Consider the following 20,221-nt stretch of genomic DNA (forward strand, 5'->3'; position numbering starts at 1 on the left):
TCCCGTTTGCCCGCTATTCCTTTGCCTGTTGCTGTTTCTGCTGCATTTTTTTCTGCATTTCAGCCAGACGTTGACGGCCACCAGCGATATTGCTCTGACTCATCTCGTTATTTTTCTGCCCTGTGTTCATGGCTGATGACGATACGCTGTGATCATCCTGTCCACGCCTGCCGTTAATATACTGAGCAAGCTGGTGAATAGTGGAGTAATTCAGCAAATCGATAATGGACAGGCGGTTATAACCCAACGCATGCAGTTTCAGATGGACACGAGCCAGTAGCAGTGAATCTCCCCCCAGATCGAAAAAGTTTTCATCACAATCAGGGTATTCCATATCCAGTACTTCAGCCCAGACTTGCTGAATGGCCTGTACAGTCGGATCGGATGATAATTCCCATTGTGTGCTTTCTTCTTCGACAGTCTCCGTTGCAACAGCGTTTGCTTCTGTAGCCGTGGCATCTGTAGTAGCAATATCTGTAGTAGCAATATCTGTAGTAGCAATAGTTGTCGCGGCAATAGTTGTCGCGACAATAGTTGTAGTTGTCGCAGTAAACGGAATTCCCCCATTATTCAAAGCCTCATGATTCGAGACATCATGATGCGGCAGCCGCGCAATATCGATCTTGCCGTTGGCATTCAGTGGCAGAGAAGACAGTGCCCTGAAATAGGCCGGGATCATGTAGCGTGGTAATCTTTCCGCCAGATAACTGCGCAATTCCATCGTATTCAGTGTTTGTCCGGCACTCAGAACAACATAAGCAGCGATCCGTTTGCCCCGGTTTTCCTCAATCACACGAACAACAGCACGTTCAACATCAGGATGTTTACACAACACAGCTTCAATTTCCCCGGTCTCTACCCGATAGCCTCTGATTTTGTTCTGGTTATCAATGCGTCCCAGATATTCAATATCGCCATTAGGAAGATAACGCCCACGATCTCCGGTTTTATATAACCGCGCGGAAAGGGATTTATCGAATGGATTTTCAATAAACAGGTCTTGATAAAGGCTTTCCTGATTCAGATATGTCATTGCCAGACCATCACCACCAATGTACAACTCACCCGCGGTGCCGATAGGGACTGGTTGATGGAAGGTATCAAGAACATAGACCAGATTGCCTTCATTCGGTTTGCCGATTGGTACACTGTTACCTTCTGTACCACGGTAACAATGGCTGGTGGTGAAAGTCGTATTTTCTGTCGGACCGTAGCCGTTGATCAGAAGCAGTTCAGGGTAGCGTTCCTTAATACGGGCTGCATGCCATGATGACATTGCCTCCCCACCGGAAATAAGCTGTTTTACTGTTTGCAGTGTCTGTGGCCGCTCATCAACAATCAGATTAAACAACGAAGATGTCAGGAACAGACTTTCTACTCCCGACTCCTTAATGATTTTTTCCAACAGGAGTACAGAAATGGCACCCTGTGGGTAGATCACTATAGAGCCGCCATTCAGCAACGGCCCCCAGATTTCCCATGTTGAGGCATCAAAACTGACAGATGCCAATTGCAGACAACGACCAAAGGTCTGGAAGTCAATATAATTGACATCTTTGACCAGACGAATAATGCCTTTCTGCCCGATCAATACCCCTTTAGGTTTACCGGTAGAACCTGAGGTATACATGACATAGGCCGGTATATTGGCTTGGTTTTCCGCGTGATAGCTAAGATTGTCCGGCAGGTCCGTGACCGGCATCTGAGCCAGTGCGGACTGCTCTTCATCCAGCCACAAAATGGGAGGAAAATGAGATGCAATCGAAGGCAACAACCTGTCTGTTATCCGCCTGTCAATAATCAGCAGATCACATTGTGTATCTTCGATCTGCTCAATCAGACGGATATCCGGATCTTCGGTATTAAGTGGCAGGTAAACCGCACCGAGTTTTACCAGCGCCAGCACCGAAATAACTAACTCAATACTGCGTCCCAATAACAGAGCAACATACTGCCCCTGTTTTACCCCTTTTTGTGCCAGTAAATGAGCCAATTGGTTAGATTGCTGATGCAGTTCCAGATAACTGAGTTGCCGCTCTCCGTATTCAACTGCGCAGGCTGAAGGAGTACGGGCTGCCTGTTCAGCAAACAACGCTGCCAGTGTTTCTTGCCCTTGATAGCCCGGTGCTCCCTGATTGAAACTTTCAATCTTCCGTTGTTGGATTATCGGCAGGAAGTGGCTGTCACAGTGCAATGCCTGCGGTTCTGCCACCATAGCAGCAAATACAGCGGCATAGCATTCAGCCATGTTCGCCGCTAATCCACGGCTGATTTTATTTTCGTCATAATCAAGCTGGACAGAGATTTGATCACTCGCCAAGGCAGACGAGAGAGTCAGATGCTGAAAATGGACATCTAATGTAAAGTGAGTGCCCTCATAAACATCCTGAGTATGCAGCCTGTCCACAACTTCCAGTCCTACTTCCGGCACCATCTGGTCGTAAATGTGGAAATCAATGTAGTTAAACAGGACTTCATCCAACAACGGTTGCTGACCAAATTGACGCTGAATTTCTGCTAGCGGGTAACGACGATAAGGGATCGCTTCAATTTCGTTGGCAAAGACTTGTCGGATCAGTTCATGCCAGGAAACGGGGGTCAAAATCTGGCGGAACGGCAGGATATTAAGGAACAGTCCATACAGATGATCACCGCCCTGAGCTTCCGGGCGACCATTGGCAGTGATCCCGGTCAGGATGTCATGCTCTCCGCTGAAAATACTCATGACTTTGATATGTCCGGTCAGCAGGATACTTTTCAGTGGCACACCCAGTTGCTGCATCAGGTGGCGCAATCCCTGATAAACAGTACTGTCCAGTATCAGCGAAAAAGATTTCAATTTCGGACTGGTTGCAGATGCGGCGGTATCATTAATCCCGTCTGTATGCTGTTTACGGGGCAATTCAAGGATAGTGCAATCATCCAGTTTCTGCGCCCAATAATCTTTTTGTTTTTCATCAGCAATAGCGGCTTGTTCCAGTGCAATAAAATCACGGTATTCCAGCGATTTTTTATCCGGTGCCTGCCAGTTGGCTTGTCCTGTTAACGTGGCGTAGCGATTGAACACTTCCACGATCATGGTGTTATAACTCCAGCCATCAAAGACCGGGTGACATTCGGTCATCGTAAACTGGAATGAGTTATCCGTACGTAATTGAATGAAGAAACGCAACAGTGTCGGATTCAGCAGATCAAATGGATTGACCCTTTCCGCTTCCAGTAACGCTTTTGCCCGCTCATCCTGCTCTTTTTCTGACAAATGACGCAAGTCTTCAACAACAATGGGTAATTCAGCAAACTGATAAACTAACTGAAGAGGTTCGCTGTAATTTTCCATATCAAACGCAGTGCGCAGTACATCGTGAGCAGCCACGGTCTGGGCTGTCGCTTCCCTGAATGCCTGTTCATCAAATCGTCCATTCACACGCAGATGGGAAGTGCCGGTACAGTGATACACATTGGCATCAGGAGACATGTTCATGTGATAGAACATACCCGCCTGCATCCGGCTGAGCGGATAGGCATCAATGATTTTTTCCCGCTTTTCCTCTAAGCGCTGGCGATCTTTCTCTGAAATCTGACTGAACGGGGCAATGCTTTGTGCCGGCTGTTGATACGCTTTATTCGGTTCATTCGCCCCGCGTTCATCAATCAGGGCGGCCAGTTCTGCTATAGTCTGGTGCTGGAACAGATCCACCAGCGTCAAGGGCCAGCCACGATCCTGTGCTTTACCGGTTAATTGCACACCCCGCAGAGAGTCCCCCCCTAAGGCAAAAAAGTTATCATGAATACCAATCTGGGATACTGGCAATGTTTCCTGCCATAACATCAGCAGTGCTGCCTCGGTTTCACTGCGTGCTTCCTGATATTCACTGGCTAGCTGCGGCCGTACTTGCTGTGGTGCAGGGAGGGCCTTGCGATCAATCTTGCCATTATTGGTCAATGGCAGGGCATCAAGGAAAATAAAGGCCGATGGCAACATATAGTCCGGCAGTGTACGTTTTAACTCAGTTCTTATTGTTTCAACTGATAATGTTTCAACTGATAACGTTTCAGCGGATGATATAGGACTGGAGTGAGAAGCCGGTACGATATAAGCCACCAGATGAGAAGCCTGATTACCTTCATATTGGTGAGCCATCACGACAGCCTGTTCTATGGCGTCAATACGTTTCAGGGCAGTTTCAATTTCGCCCAGTTCAATACGGAATCCGCGGATCTTCACCTGATGGTCGGCACGTCCGAGGTATTCCAGAGAACCATCGCGCCGTAAACGGGCCAAATCCCCACTCCGGTATAACCGCTGTCCGGCCTCCGCCTGTGGGAAAATCTGCCGTTTATCGATAAAACGTTGGGCGGTGAGTTCAGGACGATTCAGATAGCCCCGTGCTACACCCGCTCCACCAATGTACATTTCTCCCACTGCGCCCAACAGGGACAATTTACCCTGTTTATCCAGCAGGAAAATTTCCAGATCATCCAGCGCCTCACCAATCGGGCTTTTGCCACCTTGCAAGGCATCAGCCTGCCTAATTCTGCGGTAAGTCACATGCACCGTAGTTTCGGTGATGCCGTACATGTTGATGATTTCAGGCTGTTCATCCCCGTGTTTTTTGAACCAGCCCAGTAAATTAGCCGGCTCCAGCGCTTCACCGCCCAAAATCACATAGCGCAGTGACAACGAAGGATCCATTTCGTTCTTTTGCGCTTCACTCCATTGATCATCTGCCGTAATAAAGAGCAGGAAAGCAGACGGTGTCTGATTCAACACCGTGACTTTTTCTTGTTGCACCCATTGATAGAAATGCTCCGGTGTCCGGCTGACCCAATAAGGCACAATACTCAAACGACCACCGTACAATAGCGCGCCCCATATTTCCCATACGGAAAAGTCGAAAGCACAGGAGTGGAAGAGTGTCCAGACATCATTTTCTGTAAATGTAAAATGGCGTTCACTGGCGCTGAACAACCGCATGACATTGGCATGGGGTATTTCCACCCCTTTCGGTACACCGGTGGAGCCTGAGGTATAAATGACATAAGCCAGTGCATCCGGCTGACAAGGTATATCAGGGTTAGCCAGAGACATGGTCTGAATAAAGGTTTTTTCTGTGTCGATGCAGAGATAATCCACTTTTTCGTGGTCAAACAGGGTTCGATATTGGGGGATACCAATCACCAACTGAACATTGGCATCTTCAACGTAGAAACGCACCCGTTCCGGCGCGTGGCTGCCATCAATCGGCAAATAGGCTAGTCCGGCTTTCAGTACAGCCAGAATAGCCACCAGCATCTCCTCATCACGCTCCAGGCAAAGCCCAACCCGCGGTGTAAGCACTGTGGTTGTTTCTATTTGTCGCCGGATTTGCAGAATGTAGTGTGCCAGTTGGTTGGCACGCTGATTAAGCTGGTTATAAGTCAGCATCCGTCCATGATCAGTACTCAGGGCAATCGCCTGCGGACGACGCAAGACCTGTTGTTCAAACGCCTGATGCAGGGTCTGTGTCACCGGATGCTGACTCAGTTGGCGCGGCCATTCATGCACAAGCCAATGTTTTTCAGCCTCATTGATACACTGGTAATCCGTCAGCGCGGTTTGGGCATTCTGGGCGATTTCCTGCAACAGGAAGTGGAAATTCGCCTCAAACTGTCTGATAGTCGCTTCACTAAACAAATCACTGCTGTATTCCAATGCTCCCCGCAATTGTTCTGCGCCATCGGCCAATGACACTTTTTCCATGGATAAGGTCAAATCGAATTTGGCGTGCTCCCCCAATAATGTGAATGGCGTCGCTTTCATTCCATCAAACTGCCATCCGGCAGAGTCAGAACCATCGAAAGCGAACATCACCTGAAATAACGGAGAGTAGCTCAGGTCGCGTTTGGGATTGATCGCTTCCACCAGTTGTTCAAAACTCACCTGTTGATGCGACAGGCCGTCAAGGACCGTATCAAAAACCTGCTGCTGCAATTCGGCAAACGTGGCATGGGGTTCCAGTTCAATACGGTAAGCCAATGTATTCACAAAGAAACCGACAACGCCTTCCAGTTCCAGTTGTCCACGTCCTGAGACCGGAGAACCCACAACCAGATCCGTCTGGCCGCTATAACGATAAAGTAACAGGTAAAACGCACTTAACAGGGTAGAGAATAGCGTCTTATTCTGTTGCTGCGCCTGTTGTGACAAGGCCTTAGTCAATTCAGGGGATAAAGTGAAGCAATGCGTTTTACCACGCAGACTCAAACGATTAGGGCGTGGGTAATCAAAAGGCAGAGCGATGGGTTCAACACCGGACAGTTTTTCTTTCCACCATGCCAGCGATGTCTCAAATTCAGTATTTTCATGCTGTTGGTGCTGCCATTCCGAGTAATCAATGTACTGAATAGGTAACGATGGCAATTCAGGAACATTGCCCTGCCGACGAGCGTTATAACACGCGGTCAGTTCACGACTGATAATACCGGCAGACCAGCCATCAGAAATAATATGGTGTAATACCATCACCAGATAATGGCGATCTTCTCCGTGTTCATCTCCACAACGATACAGGGTAAAACGCAGCAGAGGCGCCTGTTGTAAATTAAATGGCCGCTGGCTGTCCCGCTGTAAACGTTGTTTTTGCTGTTCTTCACTCAGCATAGACAAATCAACCGTCACCAGCGGTAAAGAAACCGATTCATGACAACGCTGATAAAGCGTGCCATCTTGATAAACAAAATCTGTACGGAAAGATTCGTGCCTGTCCACCATGTCGCTGATAGCCTGCTGAAGTGCCGGTATATCCAATTTTCCCTCAAGCACCAGCGCAGTGGTGATGTGATAAATAGCCGATTGTTGTTCGAGTTGTTCATGCAACCACAAACGTTTTTGCGCTAGGGATGCCTTAAATTGAAATGTATTTTCCTGCATAAAACCTCCGGCAAAATACCCTTCACTTTGCAAGTGTCGGGCATATTTCATTGTTATCGTTTCTTTATTTCCGTTCCCGTACGACACGTTTTATGGTGTTTTGAGGGCCTGTGTTATGAGAGCTCGTGTTGTGACGAACACTATCTCCCCCGGTCATACGAGACTCCAGTAAATGAGCAAGCTGTTTAATTGTCTGGCACTGCAAAAGTTCAGCCAGAGAGATCCTGACTGCCAATTGCTGTTCAATACGGGCAGCAATGCGTAAGGCGTGCAATGAGTGCCCTCCCAAAGCAAAGAAATTCTGGTCACATCCTATCTGTTGTTGTTGCAGTACCTCACTCCAGATATCCCTGAGACGGCTTTCCAGCGGTGTTTGCGGGATATGTAAAACGCGGCCCTCCTGTTTTTTCTGCTGTAATTCTTTCTGCTGCCACTCAGATAAATATTCCGGCAAACGCGCCAACAAAGCCTGATAATCAATCTTGCCATTCGTGGTTTGAGGCATCTCATCCAACAGAACAATGGTGCCCGGCAGCATATGTGCGGGTAATTGTCTGCTGAGAAAATCAAGCAGTTGTCCTGACATTTGTTCTAAAAGTGACTCTGGAGATATCACATTGGCTTTCGCTGCTGATTTAAGGGATACACAAGCTATCAGCCGTATCTCGCCCTGTTTATCGCTATTAGCAAGCCCGGAATAGGAAAGCACAGCACTTTGCTGCACATAGGGATGCTGCATCAGTTGGGCTTCAATTTCTCCCGGTTCAATACGATAGCCCCGCAGTTTGATTTGTCGGTCACAACGACCAAGATAGAGCAATTCACCATCCGGCAAGGCGCAGACGCGATCTCCGGTGCGATAAATCCGCACTTTTTCTTGTGCTATTTCCTCTTGTGAAATGCCTTCTTGTGACATGCCTTCTTGTGGAATTGATATCGTGATGAATTTTTCTGCGGTTAATTCAGGGCGATTCCAATAACCTCTTGCCACACCCAAACCACCGATATACAACTCTCCTGCCATGCCGAATGGGGTTGGAGACAAATCGTCATTCAGTACAAACAGGCGAGTATTAGCGATTGGCAGACCAATCGGCATCGTGCCCTGTAAATCCTGATGTTTATCTGCACGATGAACACAACACCCGACAACCGTCTCTGTGGGGCCATATTCGTTGAACACGCCAATATCGGCTACATCAGTCAGCCATTCCTGTACGGTTTCACAACTCAGCGCATCTCCCCCTATTACCAATGAATGAACACGGGATTTTGCGGCAGCATCCAGATATTCCCCCAAAATACCAAGATGGGCCGGCGTGATTTTCAACAGATGACCACCCTGTTTTTGTGGTAATGAATACGCTGGTAATGGTTGCCGTAATATCTCCGCCATTGAAGCAATATCCGCATCATCTTGTATCACGGTAATGGTGCCACCATGCAACAGCGGCAGATAGAGACTGGTTAATGTGGCATCAAAACTGACGGATGAATGGAACAGGCTTTGGGTATTCTCAGTGACCTGATAACGCCAGCAGGTATCGGTCAGGTAGTTAATCAGACTGCGATGTTCAATCATGACGCCTTTCGGCATTCCTGTAGAGCCGGAGGTGTAAATCAGATAGACCAGTGCATTTTCATCATCAGCCACGGGGGGTAACGATTGTTGCGATAAAGAATATGTCGGAACAGACTCTGGTTCCTGATCCAGTGCCAGTACAGCAATTTCAGGCATAAGAGATGCAGCCAACGCCTGATGGGTCAACACCAGACAACTTTGGCTGTCAGACAATAAATAAGTGACCCGCTCTGTGGGGTAAGAGATATCAATTGGCACATAACAAGCCCCCATTCTGCTGACCGCCAGCATGGCAGCGATATAATCCAGACTGCGTGGCAAATAGAGCGCAACTCTGTCACCCGCATGAATCTGATTGTGATGCAGGCGGAGGCTGATCTGTTCAACCTGCTGCTCCAATTCCGCATAACTGACCTGCCGCTGTCCATCTATTACAGCGATTTGTTGGGAAGAACGTTGTACCTGACGGGCAAACAGGCTATACACATTGCCCGCAAAAACCGGCAATACTGGCCCCTGCCATTGGGTCAGCAATTGCCGTTTTTCCTGATCATCCAGCAATGCAACGTCTGTCAACACGCCCGTCATATTATTCATTAACTGGGTCAGAATGCGGATAAAGTGCTCTGCCAGACGGGCCACAGTAGTTGCATCATACAGGCCCGTGTCATAGACCAACTCGCCATGTAAGCTGTCAGAGAAAGCCGTGACCAATACTAATGGGTAATTTGTGCTTTCCGTGGCCTGTGTAAATTTAAACAGGTTTTCCCGTGCGCCGGATTGCGGATAATTTTCAAACACCAGCAAGGTATCAAATGCTGGCAGACCACAAGTGGATTTCAGATCCGCCAGCGAGATATCACTGAATTTTTCGTGTTCCCGCTGTTGCTGTTGAATGGCGCTCAGCCAATCGGCAACGGGTTGATTCATATGGCTGGTGATATGAATAGGCAGTGTACTGATTAACAGTCCCACCATTTTATCGATACCGGCTAATTCTGCCTGTCGGCCGGATACTGTCATGCCAAACAGACATTCGTCCTGCTGGCTGTAACGTTGTAACAGTAATGCCCATGCCCCCTGAATCAGGGTACTGATGGTTAAACGGTGACGACGTCCGGTTTCTGCCAACTGACCAGAAAGTTCTGTAGACAGATGAAATGAATATCGCTGTTTCAACTGACTGGCTGTCCTGATCGGATGAGCCGCAGGCAGCGGTGTCGCTGCCCCGACATCAGCTAATTGCGCCTGCCAATAATCCTGACACGCTTTACGGCTCTGCTGTTGCCAGCGAATAAAGGATTTAAATGCCGGTGCAGGGGGCAAGGTATCAGCCGGACGATAATAGAAGGATTCAACCGTTGTTAATAATAGCCTGACTGACCATCCATCAAGAATGGCATGATGATGGCTGAACAAAAGTTGTATCTGCTCATCTGGGAGTTGCAGCACGGTAATACGGAATAACGCACCATGTTCCGGTATAAACTCTTCCGCCAGATCTGCCGCCAGCAAGTTTTGGCGATACTGTTCTGCATCAGCCGGGTTATGCAGCCGCAGATCATGTTGCCGCCAATCCAGTTCCTGCTGAGGCATCACGATTTGCAATGGCTCACCAGCAAGGCTCATTTCAAAATGGCTGCGCAGGATAGGATAGTAAGCCACCGCCTGCTGCCATGCCTGCTGTAGACGGGTAATATCCACGCCATCAAACGGGCTCTTATACAATAAAGTAAAACACAACTGTTCGTGATACAGCCCGCTGCCTTGTCCGGCCATAGAGTGGAACAGCATTCCTTCTTGGGTATAGGTCAGCGGGTAGATATCTTCCATCACGCCATACCGTTGCTGCAATTGGCGCAGTGTTTCAGCATTCAAACGGGCAAGCGGGAAATCAGACGGCGTGTAAGTGGTCTGAGTCTGTGCCATACAATGTTCAGTCAGCCGGATAATCTGCTCTTTCATCGCCATTGCCAACTTATCAATGGTTTCATGCTGATAACACTGGTGGTTATACGTCCACTCTATCTGCAATTGTCCCTCATCAATGTAGCAATCTACTTCCAGTGCATATGACCTTGAGTTATCTGCCGCATGACGATGCACCAGCCCGATATCCGCAACACCCTGTAATGGCGCCTGATGGAAGGTACGGGTAAATTGTCCGAGATAGTTGAAGCAGATATCTGCCGCAGGGATAACAGGCAGTTGATTATTGGTAGATGTCTGGGTGTAGCGGGAATAGCGCAGTGCACCATAACCTGTTCCGCTATAAGGCACCTGACGTACCACTTCTTTAACCAACTGGAGCAGTTGATCCGGCGGACAAGATGCAGGTAGTGACAACAACAGAGGATAAATGACCGTAAACCAGCCAACTGTCCGGCTGACATCCACATTTTCATGCAGGCTTTCCCGTCCATGCCCTTCCATGTCCACATGCAGTAATTCGGAACCACTCCAGTGTTGCAGTGTTGCTGCCAACGCTGCCAGTAACAAATCACCAACATGGGTACGGTAGGCGTGTCCGGTGTGCTGAACCAGATTTGTGGTGACCGTCAGATCCAGTGCTAGCCGATATTTAGCCGACTCTTTAACGAAACCTGGGAAAGGTTTTTCTCCCCAGTCACAGGGCAACGGAGCTACAGTTTGCTTCAGTTTTTGCTGCCAGAAATGATATTCGTCCTGTGACTGTTCAGATTGAGCATAATCTGCAAGGTGGGATGACCACTCAATCAAAGAAGCACTTTTTACCATCAGACGTGGGTTTTCCCCTGCCAGTAATGTTCGATAGTAATAACTTAAATCTTCCGTAAAAATGCGCCATGAAACGCCATCTATCACCAGATGATGAACTGCCAGCAACAGATAATTTCCTTCTGCGGTAATAAAATGGGTCGCAGTCAATAACGGGCCATGTTCAATATTCAATTGTGCCTGATGTTCAGCAACGGCCTGCACCAGTGCTTCTCTTGCCGGGGTTTCTGTGATCTGACATTGTTCTATCTGCCACTCTGTAACAGGTTCTCCTATCTGCCCATAATCCGGCCTATAACCATTTGCCAATGAGAAACGAGAGCGCAAACCATCATGTTGATTGACCACCAGAGCCAGTGCCTGCGCTAAAAGCGATATGTCTGTTCCTTCCTCCAGTGCATACAGATAAGACTGGTTATAGTGGTGCGGATTAGCATGATGGTGTGCAAAGAACCAATGCTGAATTGGCAGTAAAGCGTATTCTCCCTGCACGGGTTGAGTGTTGTTCTCAGCGTTGCCATCAATGTTATTTACCTGTGTCACCACGGCGGCTAATCCCGCAATAGTCGGATAATCAAACAGCATTTTTGGTGTGATCCGCAGCCCGATCTCCCGTACTCTGAACACTATTTGCAGGCTGAGAATGGAATCTCCCCCCAGAACAAAGAAATCATCATCAATCCCCAGATTTTCCTGATCCAACACTTGTTGCCAGATTTCTGTCAGTTGTTTTTCCAGTGCCGTCACCGGCATCCGGCGCACAGTGTGACGGGGTTGCTCAGTTAAAGGGATTTGTGCCAGCGCCTTACGATCAATTTTGCCGTTAGCTGTGAGTGGTAATGTTTCCTGCAAGATCCATTGGGTAGGACACATATGTACCGGCAGTCGTTGACTCAGTTCCTGCCGCACATTTTTCAGATCTGCCGCAGCAGATGTGTTCATCACCAGATAGGCCACCAGATGCTGGCGTCCATAAATGTCCCGCATACCCGCTGCCGCCTGAGCAACACCCTGACAAGCCGCAAGCTGAGCTTCTACCTCTTCCAGTTCAATCCGGTAGCCGTGCAGTTTAATTTGCTGGTCTTTGCGGCCGAGGAACAGTAAATTTCCGTCCGGCAGGTAACGCGCCAAATCTCCTGTCCGATAGAGTTTTTCCTGTGATAACGGTTTTTCCTGTGATAACGGAAAGAAAGGATCGGTAATAAATCGGCTTTCAGTCAGATCAAGACGATTGAAATAGCCCAGACCCACTCCAGCCCCACCAATGTACAGTTCACCAACTGAACCGAACGGCACCAGTTGCTGACACTCATCCAACAGATACAGCCGGGTATTGGCTATCGGACGACCAATTGGCAGTACACCATCCCCTTTTACGTCTCCGGCCAGTATGTCGTAAATACAGCAGCCCACGGTGGCTTCCGTCGGGCCGTATTCATTGATAATTCTGACCTGCGGTGCATGTTGCCGCCAGAAACGCAATGCGCTGGCAGAAAGACTTTCTCCGCCAATCACTAGCAACGGTATCCGGCCTGCGTGTTCTGGTAATAATTGCTGGCTTAAGAGCTCCAGGTGAGCGGGCGTGATTTTCGCCATTGCCAGATCCGGCAATTGTTGCCATGCCTGCACCAGTGCCGGAATATCATCCTCTTCAGGCAGGATAAACAAGGTTTGCCCCTGTAATAACGGCAAGAACAGGCTGGTAATCGTCGCATCAAAGGAAATAGAGGCATGAAGAGTATTTCCCCGTTTAGTCAGATCACCATAATGTTTACAGGCATGTTGCAGATAGTTCCCCAATCCCCGATGTGGAATGATGACCCCTTTTGGCCTGCCGGTAGAACCAGAGGTATAGAGAATATAAGCAGGCTGTTCCGGTGAAATCGCAATATCAGGATTGGGAATAGCAGCCTGATTGTCTGTTACTGGTTTTGAGGTAACTGGCTCTGAGGTAACTGGTTCTAAGGTAAACGGCTCCGGCGTCAACCGTACAATATGATGCGATGGCAACGCTAATCTGGTGGCTTGTTCGTGAGTCGTAATCACCTGTGCCACTTGTGCATCTTCCAGCATAAAACGGGCACGTTCTGCCGGATAGGTACTATCAATTGGTACATATGCAGCACCGGTTTTCAATACCGCCAGAATCGCTACGACAAGCATGGCTGAACGTGGCAGGCAGATCCCAATCTGTGAACCCTTACCAATCCCCTGTGTCAGTAAATCATTCGCCAGCCGATTAGCGTGTTGGTTAAGCTGGTCATAACTCAATGCTAACCCTGCTTCATACTGCTCACACAGGGCAATCGCTTGGGGTGTTCTGCACACCTGCTGTTCGAACCATTGATGCACCACCGGGTGCAACAGGGGCTGTACTGTGGCATTGAGATCGCTTAACTGCTGCTGTCGTTCCTGTGGTGACAACATTGCCAACTGATAGACAGGCTGGTCTGGCGCACGACACAGGCTATCCAACAAACAGGCATAATGTGTCACTAATTGCGCCACAATTTCGGGTGCAAAACACGCTTCACGATATTCAACCGACAATAGCAGGCTATCCGCTGTTTCCTGTACAAACAGGGTTAAATCGAATTTGGCTTCTGGATTGTCTATTGGCTGACTGTCTATAACGTAATTACGAGCATCAGTACGAAGTTGTTCATTGAGCTGTTGCTGGTGCGCATTAAACACAAACATGATCCGGAACAGAGGAGAAAGCGAACGTTTTTCTGCTGGCAGAACAGCATCCACCACTTGTTCAAACGGAACGTCTTTGTTAGCCATTGCCTGATTGAGTGTCTGAGCACTATCAAACAGAAATTCAGTAAACGGACGGCTGATATCGACATTCTGACGTACCGCTAAGGTATTCAGCAGAAGCCCGATAACCGATTGCAGTTCCGGCCTGTCACGCAGAGAAACAGGTATACCAATAACGATATCTCCTGTTGTGTCACCTTCACTGCTGTAACGCTGTAACAAGATCTGGAAAGCCGCCAATAACAGGGTAAACAGTGTCGTATCCTGCTGCTGTGCCAACCAGCGCAATGCTTTGGTCTGCTCAATGGACAGCGGCAGGCGATGGTAAGCTGCTTTCGATTCTTCAACAGGTGCATGATGTTGCTGAGGTAATGTCACCACTGGCGGTAATTGCTGATATACCTGATGCCAATACGCTAATTGGCTATGCCAGACTTGTTGCGCTTCAGGGCTGCGTTCCCATGCAGCGAATTGCAGGTAATCAGACACAGGTGCCTGCTGGATGCCCTCTTCTGACAGATTATTTTCTTCTGGAAGACCATTCGCTTCTGACTGGTATAGCGACAGCAATTCATCATCAAGCTGTGCCAGTGCCTGTTCATCCACCAGAATATGATGCAGACAGACAATCAGGGCACTTCCCTGCCATGCATCGGTCACCAGTAACAGGCGATATAATGGTTGTCCAATTAGCTGGAACGGTGTCTGCATCATACCGGCGGCTCGCTGCTGTAACTGCTGCTGCCACTCCTGTTCATTCTGTACTTCAATAATTTCATGCGGACAGTCCGGTGACTGCTCACTGTAATATTGCCGGGGCGTGGTTCCCTCCATCCGCAGACGCAGATTGAGTGATGGATAACGACGGAACAGCAAGTTTACGCTTTTCTGTATCCGTTCAACCTCCACGTTATTTTCAACTACATTGCCATCATTCTCCTTGCCGACAAGTGTTTTTATACTGGCAAAGGTTTTGATACTGGTGATGTGGTAACGACAGCTATCAGGATACAGTTGGTCAAGGAACCACATCCGTTGTTGAGCAAAGCTCAATGGTGCATCGTGGATCACAGACAGATTTAATGAACCTGCACTGGCCGTTGAATCCACTCTCTCTGCCAACCGCATTGGCGTTCGGCAGATAAAAACATCGCTGACTTTGAAATGCAGCCGGAATTGGCTGGCAAGTATTGCTACCATTTTGGCCGCTAAGAGAGAGTGTCCACCCGCAGCAAAAAATGAGGTATTACGGCCAATCGCCTGATGCCCCAATAAAGTCTGCCAGACCTGGATAATCGCCTGTTCTGTTTCATTCCGGGCTGGTTCAGCGATGGCTTCTCCCGTCTGCCGCATCGGTGTGGGGAAGCGTTTTCTGTCCACTTTATTATTCGGCAATCGGGGGAATTCGTGCAGGAAGACGTAGCAGGAAGGGCGCATAAATTCCGGCAAAGATCCCCCCAGATGTGATTCAATCTGTGATTGATCAAGTGCGGTATCAGGTTGGGTAAGTATATAGGCAACGATAGCGCTGGCATTCAGGTAATCTTCCCGCACCATCGCCACCGCATCAGAAATAGCGGGATGCTGACGCAAAGCGCTTTCGATTTCTCCCAGCTCTACACGATAACCCCGGATTTTTATTTGTTGGTCAATTCGTCCCAGATAGTCAATGTTGCCGTCTGCCCGATAACGAGCCAGATCGCCGGTACGATAAAGGCGGGCATCAGGCAGGGAGCTGAACGGATCAGGAATAAAACTGCGTTCAGTCAGTTCTGGTCGGTGCAGATAGCCTGTAGCGACCCCAACACCGCCAATACAAAGTTCACCCGCAACGCCAATCGGTAATGGTGCGCCATACTCATCTAAGATCCAGACCTGTGAATTGGGGATCGGGCGGCCAATGTGAACACTGTCATCGTCCAGCGTCAACTCAGCATTGGTTGTACCTACTGTTGCTTCTGTCGGGCCATAGGAGTTAATAAAGCGGCGGTTTTTGCCCCATTTATGCAGCAGATCCACACCACAGGCTTCCCCGGCGACTAACAGTACCTGTAAATCAGGTAACTCAGCTTCAGGCAGTGCGGCCAGCGCCGAAGCAGGCAATGTGACATGAGTAACACGTCGCGTAATAAGCTGTTCCAGCAAATCCGGGCCAGGCATGATGGCAAGACGGGGAGCCATTAATAATGTGCTGCCAGTACAGAACGCCATCAGAATTTCCCAGATGGAAGTATCAAAACTGAAAGAGGCGAACTGGAGGACCCGGCTGTTCGGTGGTACAGCCAGAAATTCAACTTCTGTTTCTGCCAGATTGCACACACTGCGGTGTCGGATGGGTACACCTTTCGGTCTGCCGCTGGAGCCTGAGGTATAGATGATATAGGCCGTATTTTCTGCCCGGACATCTACCCGTGGATTTTCCACACTGAATGCCGACAGTTGAGGCATCAAGGTTTCAAGGGAGAATAAAGGAAGGTTACAATCCTGATAACGTGCCATAAATTGATCTTGTGTCACCAGCAGATGCAAGCCAGCATCTTCAATGACATAACGACTACGATCCAGCGGATAATCAGGATCAATCGGTACATAAACTCCACCCGCTTTCAGGATAGCGAGAAAACAGATCACCAGTTCCAGTGAGCGTTCGACACTTAATCCGACACAAACTTCTGGCCCTACCCCTTGCTGGATCAGAAAATAAGCCAGTTGGTTGGCACGCTGATCCAATTCAGCATAAGTCAGCGATTGCTGACCGAATTCAACCGCAATGGCTTCTGGTACACGCTGCACCTGACGTTCGATAAGCTGATGAATGCCGACATTATCGCTGAATGGGTGTTCAGTCCGGTTCCACTCAGCCAGTTGTTGTTGCTGTGCAGGACTGAGCAGAGAAACCCGACCGATAGCCTGTTTCGGTTGCTCGAACAACTGCGGCAGAAAATGGCAGAAGTTTTCCACCATACGGGAAATCGTCTCTGGCAGAAAACGATCACTGGCATATTCAAATATCCCCTGTAATTCCCCTTCTTCACGCCACATCTCCAGTGTCAGCTCATATTTGGCGATTTGCATATCCCACTGGCGTAATGGAGAAAGCTGAACAGCCCCCATGCGTTTACCCGTGAGCGGTATATTCTGGTAGGTAAACAGAGTCTGGAACAGTGGGGAAAGCCCCGGTTGATGATTATCTTCCCCATTGTTTTGTAATAAATTGTCTTTTAGCAGAGGGAGTAATTGGCTAAACGGCATATCCTGATGCGCAACGGCATCAATAAAGGTGGATTTAACTTGGGCCAACAGTTGTTCGAATGATTGGTGGATATCAACCTGATTACGCATCACCAATACGTTGAATAAAAGACCAACCGGCTGTTGCTCCTCACTGTAGTGACGGTTGGAAACGGGGGTTCCCAACAGAATGTCACTCTGACGTGAATAGCGCGCCAGAAATGCAATAAATCCGGCTTGTAAGATCAGATAAGGAGTGACGCCATACTGATAGGCTAATGTATCAATCTGTTCATGGAATGCAGTGGGCAGGCTGAATGGCAAACGCCCTCCCTGATAACTGCGTATGGCAGGTGTCGGAAAGTCATAAGGTAGTTGGATCAGGGGGAGTGTTCCGGCCAACTGACGCTGCCAGTATTGACGGGCGGCTATGCCCGAAGCCCCATTGATCCGTTGATACTGGAGGCGTGCATGTTCCCGTTGACCATAACCAGCGTGCCGGATCTCAAGTGTTTTCCCTGCTTGCAGCAGGCTGTAATTTTCCAGCAACTCATCCCACAGCCGTTTCACTGATTCGTCATCCACAATTAAGTGGTGGAAAGCCAGTACAATCAGATGACTATGTGGCCGGAGTGTCAGCCCTGCCATACGTAGCAATGGTGGATCGATTAATTCAAATGGCAAGGTCGCAAATTGACTGATAATGTTTTCTGCCTGCGCTTGAGCCTGTGGGCCATACTGGCTCAGATCCTGCCAGATGATCTTTGCAGTCACCGGTCTGGCAGAGAGATGCTCTGCTACCTGCGCAATAATATCCCCTTCTTGTATCAGAAAACGGGTTCTCAATACGTCATAACGGGCAATCAAAGCGTCAAGGGATTGTTGTAACCGCTGATGATCCAGTGCTCCCTGCCACTGGGCAACGTAGGCCATGTTGTAAATTGGGCTGGAAGAAGCAGTTTGTTGGATCAGGTAAATACCCTGCTGTTCATAGCTGGCAGTATGCGGGGTTACCGTTATCTCCTCCGCTATCCCTTCTGACAGCTCATCAACACGCAATATCGCTGCACACTGGGCAAGCGTGGGTTGCTGGAACAGTTCACCAAAACGCAAACTCAGTCCCATTTTTTCCCGCACTTGTGCAATCATGCGAATTGCCTGTAGAGAATCTCCTCCCAGTGCAAAAAAACTATCGTCACGTCCGATTTGTTTGATATGCAACAGCGATTGCCAGATAGCGGCCAGTTTTATTTCCCGTTCCCCCTGTGGGATAACAATATCCTGCCGGTTTTGATATGTCTGGCGGACAGCCGGTGCTTGCAGTGCCTTGCGGTCAATTTTGCCATTGGATAACAGCGGGAACAGTGACAAGAACTGATAATCAGCAGGGCGCATAGCGGCTGCCAGATTGGGGGCCAGATAGGCATCTAATGTTTCTGCTGTTACTGTCATTTCCGGTGCCAGACGGATAAATGCCACCAGCCGCACACTATGTGACGGTTTCTGTGACTGTTCAAACGCCTGTACAATCGCTTGTTGTACCGCAGGATGTTGTTCAAGCAGACTCTCTATCTCTGCCGTTTCAAGGCGCTGACCATTGATTTTGATCTGAAAATCATTACGGCCAAGCAGGATCAGATCTCCCTGCTCATCAATACGTCCCAGATCACCCGTCCGGTAAACCGGCTGACCAGCCAGTTTCCCTTTTTCCGGTGTGATAAAACGTAAGTTATTTTCAGACTCGGCTGACAAGTAACCCGCACTCATAAAGGGAGTGCTGATCCACACTTCCCCTTCGGCACCAACCGGAACTGTTTCACCCTGCTCATCAACAACGACAATAGTGGTATCGTCTATCGGTTTACCGGCAGGGATCAACGCACGTTGAACATCTTTCTCTGTGACACGATAGTAGACTCTCGCCAGTGTGGTTTCTGTTGTTCCATACAGGTTGATTAATTGGGTTTGTCGCAACTGACGCTGGTAAAACAGCTCTACCAGTGATCCTTTCAGCATTTCACCCGACAGAACGGCATACCTCAAAGATTGCAGGTCATCACTGGATTGTGGACACTCCAGCAAAACCTGAAATAAAGAGGGAATAAGGTGGGTAATACTGATCCGCTGTTCGCGTATCCAACTCAACAGTTCCTGCGGCGAATAACGGATATCGTGGGCAGGAGGAATACACAATGTTGCCCCGTTGAGCAAAGGTAACAACATATCACGCAGGAAGGGATCGAACATCTGGTTTATCAATTGGCTGACTTTGTCAGCGGGCGTCAGATTCAGTTCACGGCTTTCCCAACGGATAAAATGCAATAAGCTGTCTTCGCGCCCTAATATGGCTTTAGGTTGCCCAGTAGAACCCGATGTAAAGTAGACGTATGCTGGTTTGTTATGACGGATGCCACTGTTGTTATGTGTGCTGGCAGTGTTACCGGCAGACAGTGAACTCTCTGTCTCTCCCGCAAATAACGAAGGAATTGAATGAATTTCCTGCACTTCATCAGCCAGCACCAGCGAATAATCTTCTGACAGATGCTCCAGCAGGGGCAACCATTGACGGCAAGTGATAATAGTCGCACCACGGAATTGTGCCAGTAATGTGGCAAGGCGTTGCTCCGGTAATTTAGGGGATAATGGAACAAACACTTTGCCGGCTTTCATGATGGCTAATGCTGCCGTTATCAGAGAAATACTCTCTTCCATCAACGTCATGACGTACTGACTTTCAGCCTGATGATGTAACATATGACTAAGTCCAGTAACGCGCTCTGACAAGGTACGATAGGTCAAGCTTTCGTTTCCCTGTGTCACCGCAATATTTTCCGGGAAACGTACAACGATTTGCTCAAATTTGGTTGAAATCACCATTAGCCATCTTCCTTCAATAAAACACGATTACATGACAAAACAGCTTTGATACGTGACAAAACAGCCCTGGGCGTCATGCCAGAAAAGGCATATTCCCCAAA

General features: G+C 48.7%; 2 protein-coding genes. Both read right to left on the reverse strand.

Going from position 1 to position 20,221, the window contains the following annotated elements:
- Positions 1–13 precede the first annotated feature (13 nt).
- Positions 14–6,961: a non-ribosomal peptide synthetase gene (locus AAC147_RS17165; RefSeq protein WP_072032475.1), complete on the reverse strand. Its 6,948-nt coding sequence runs from the start codon at positions 6,959–6,961 to the stop codon at positions 14–16.
- 13 nt (positions 6,962–6,974) lie between these two features.
- A complete protein-coding gene (locus AAC147_RS17170) occupies positions 6,975–20,120 on the reverse strand; it encodes a non-ribosomal peptide synthetase (RefSeq protein WP_072032476.1) in 13,146 nt (4,381 codons plus the stop codon).
- Between the last annotated feature and the right edge of the window lie 101 nt (positions 20,121–20,221).

The sequence above is a fragment of the Xenorhabdus sp. NBAII XenSa04 genome, from assembly GCF_963866145.1.
In the GTDB taxonomy this organism is placed as follows: domain Bacteria; phylum Pseudomonadota; class Gammaproteobacteria; order Enterobacterales; family Enterobacteriaceae; genus Xenorhabdus; species Xenorhabdus indica.

Coding starts and splice junctions, on each gene's coding strand:
- AAC147_RS17170 (WP_072032476.1), bottom strand. CDS start 20,120: ATGGTGATTTCAACCAAATTTGAGCAAATCGTTGTACGTTTCCCGGAA.
- AAC147_RS17165 (WP_072032475.1), bottom strand. CDS start 6,961: ATGAAATATGCCCGACACTTGCAAAGTGAAGGGTATTTTGCCGGAGGT.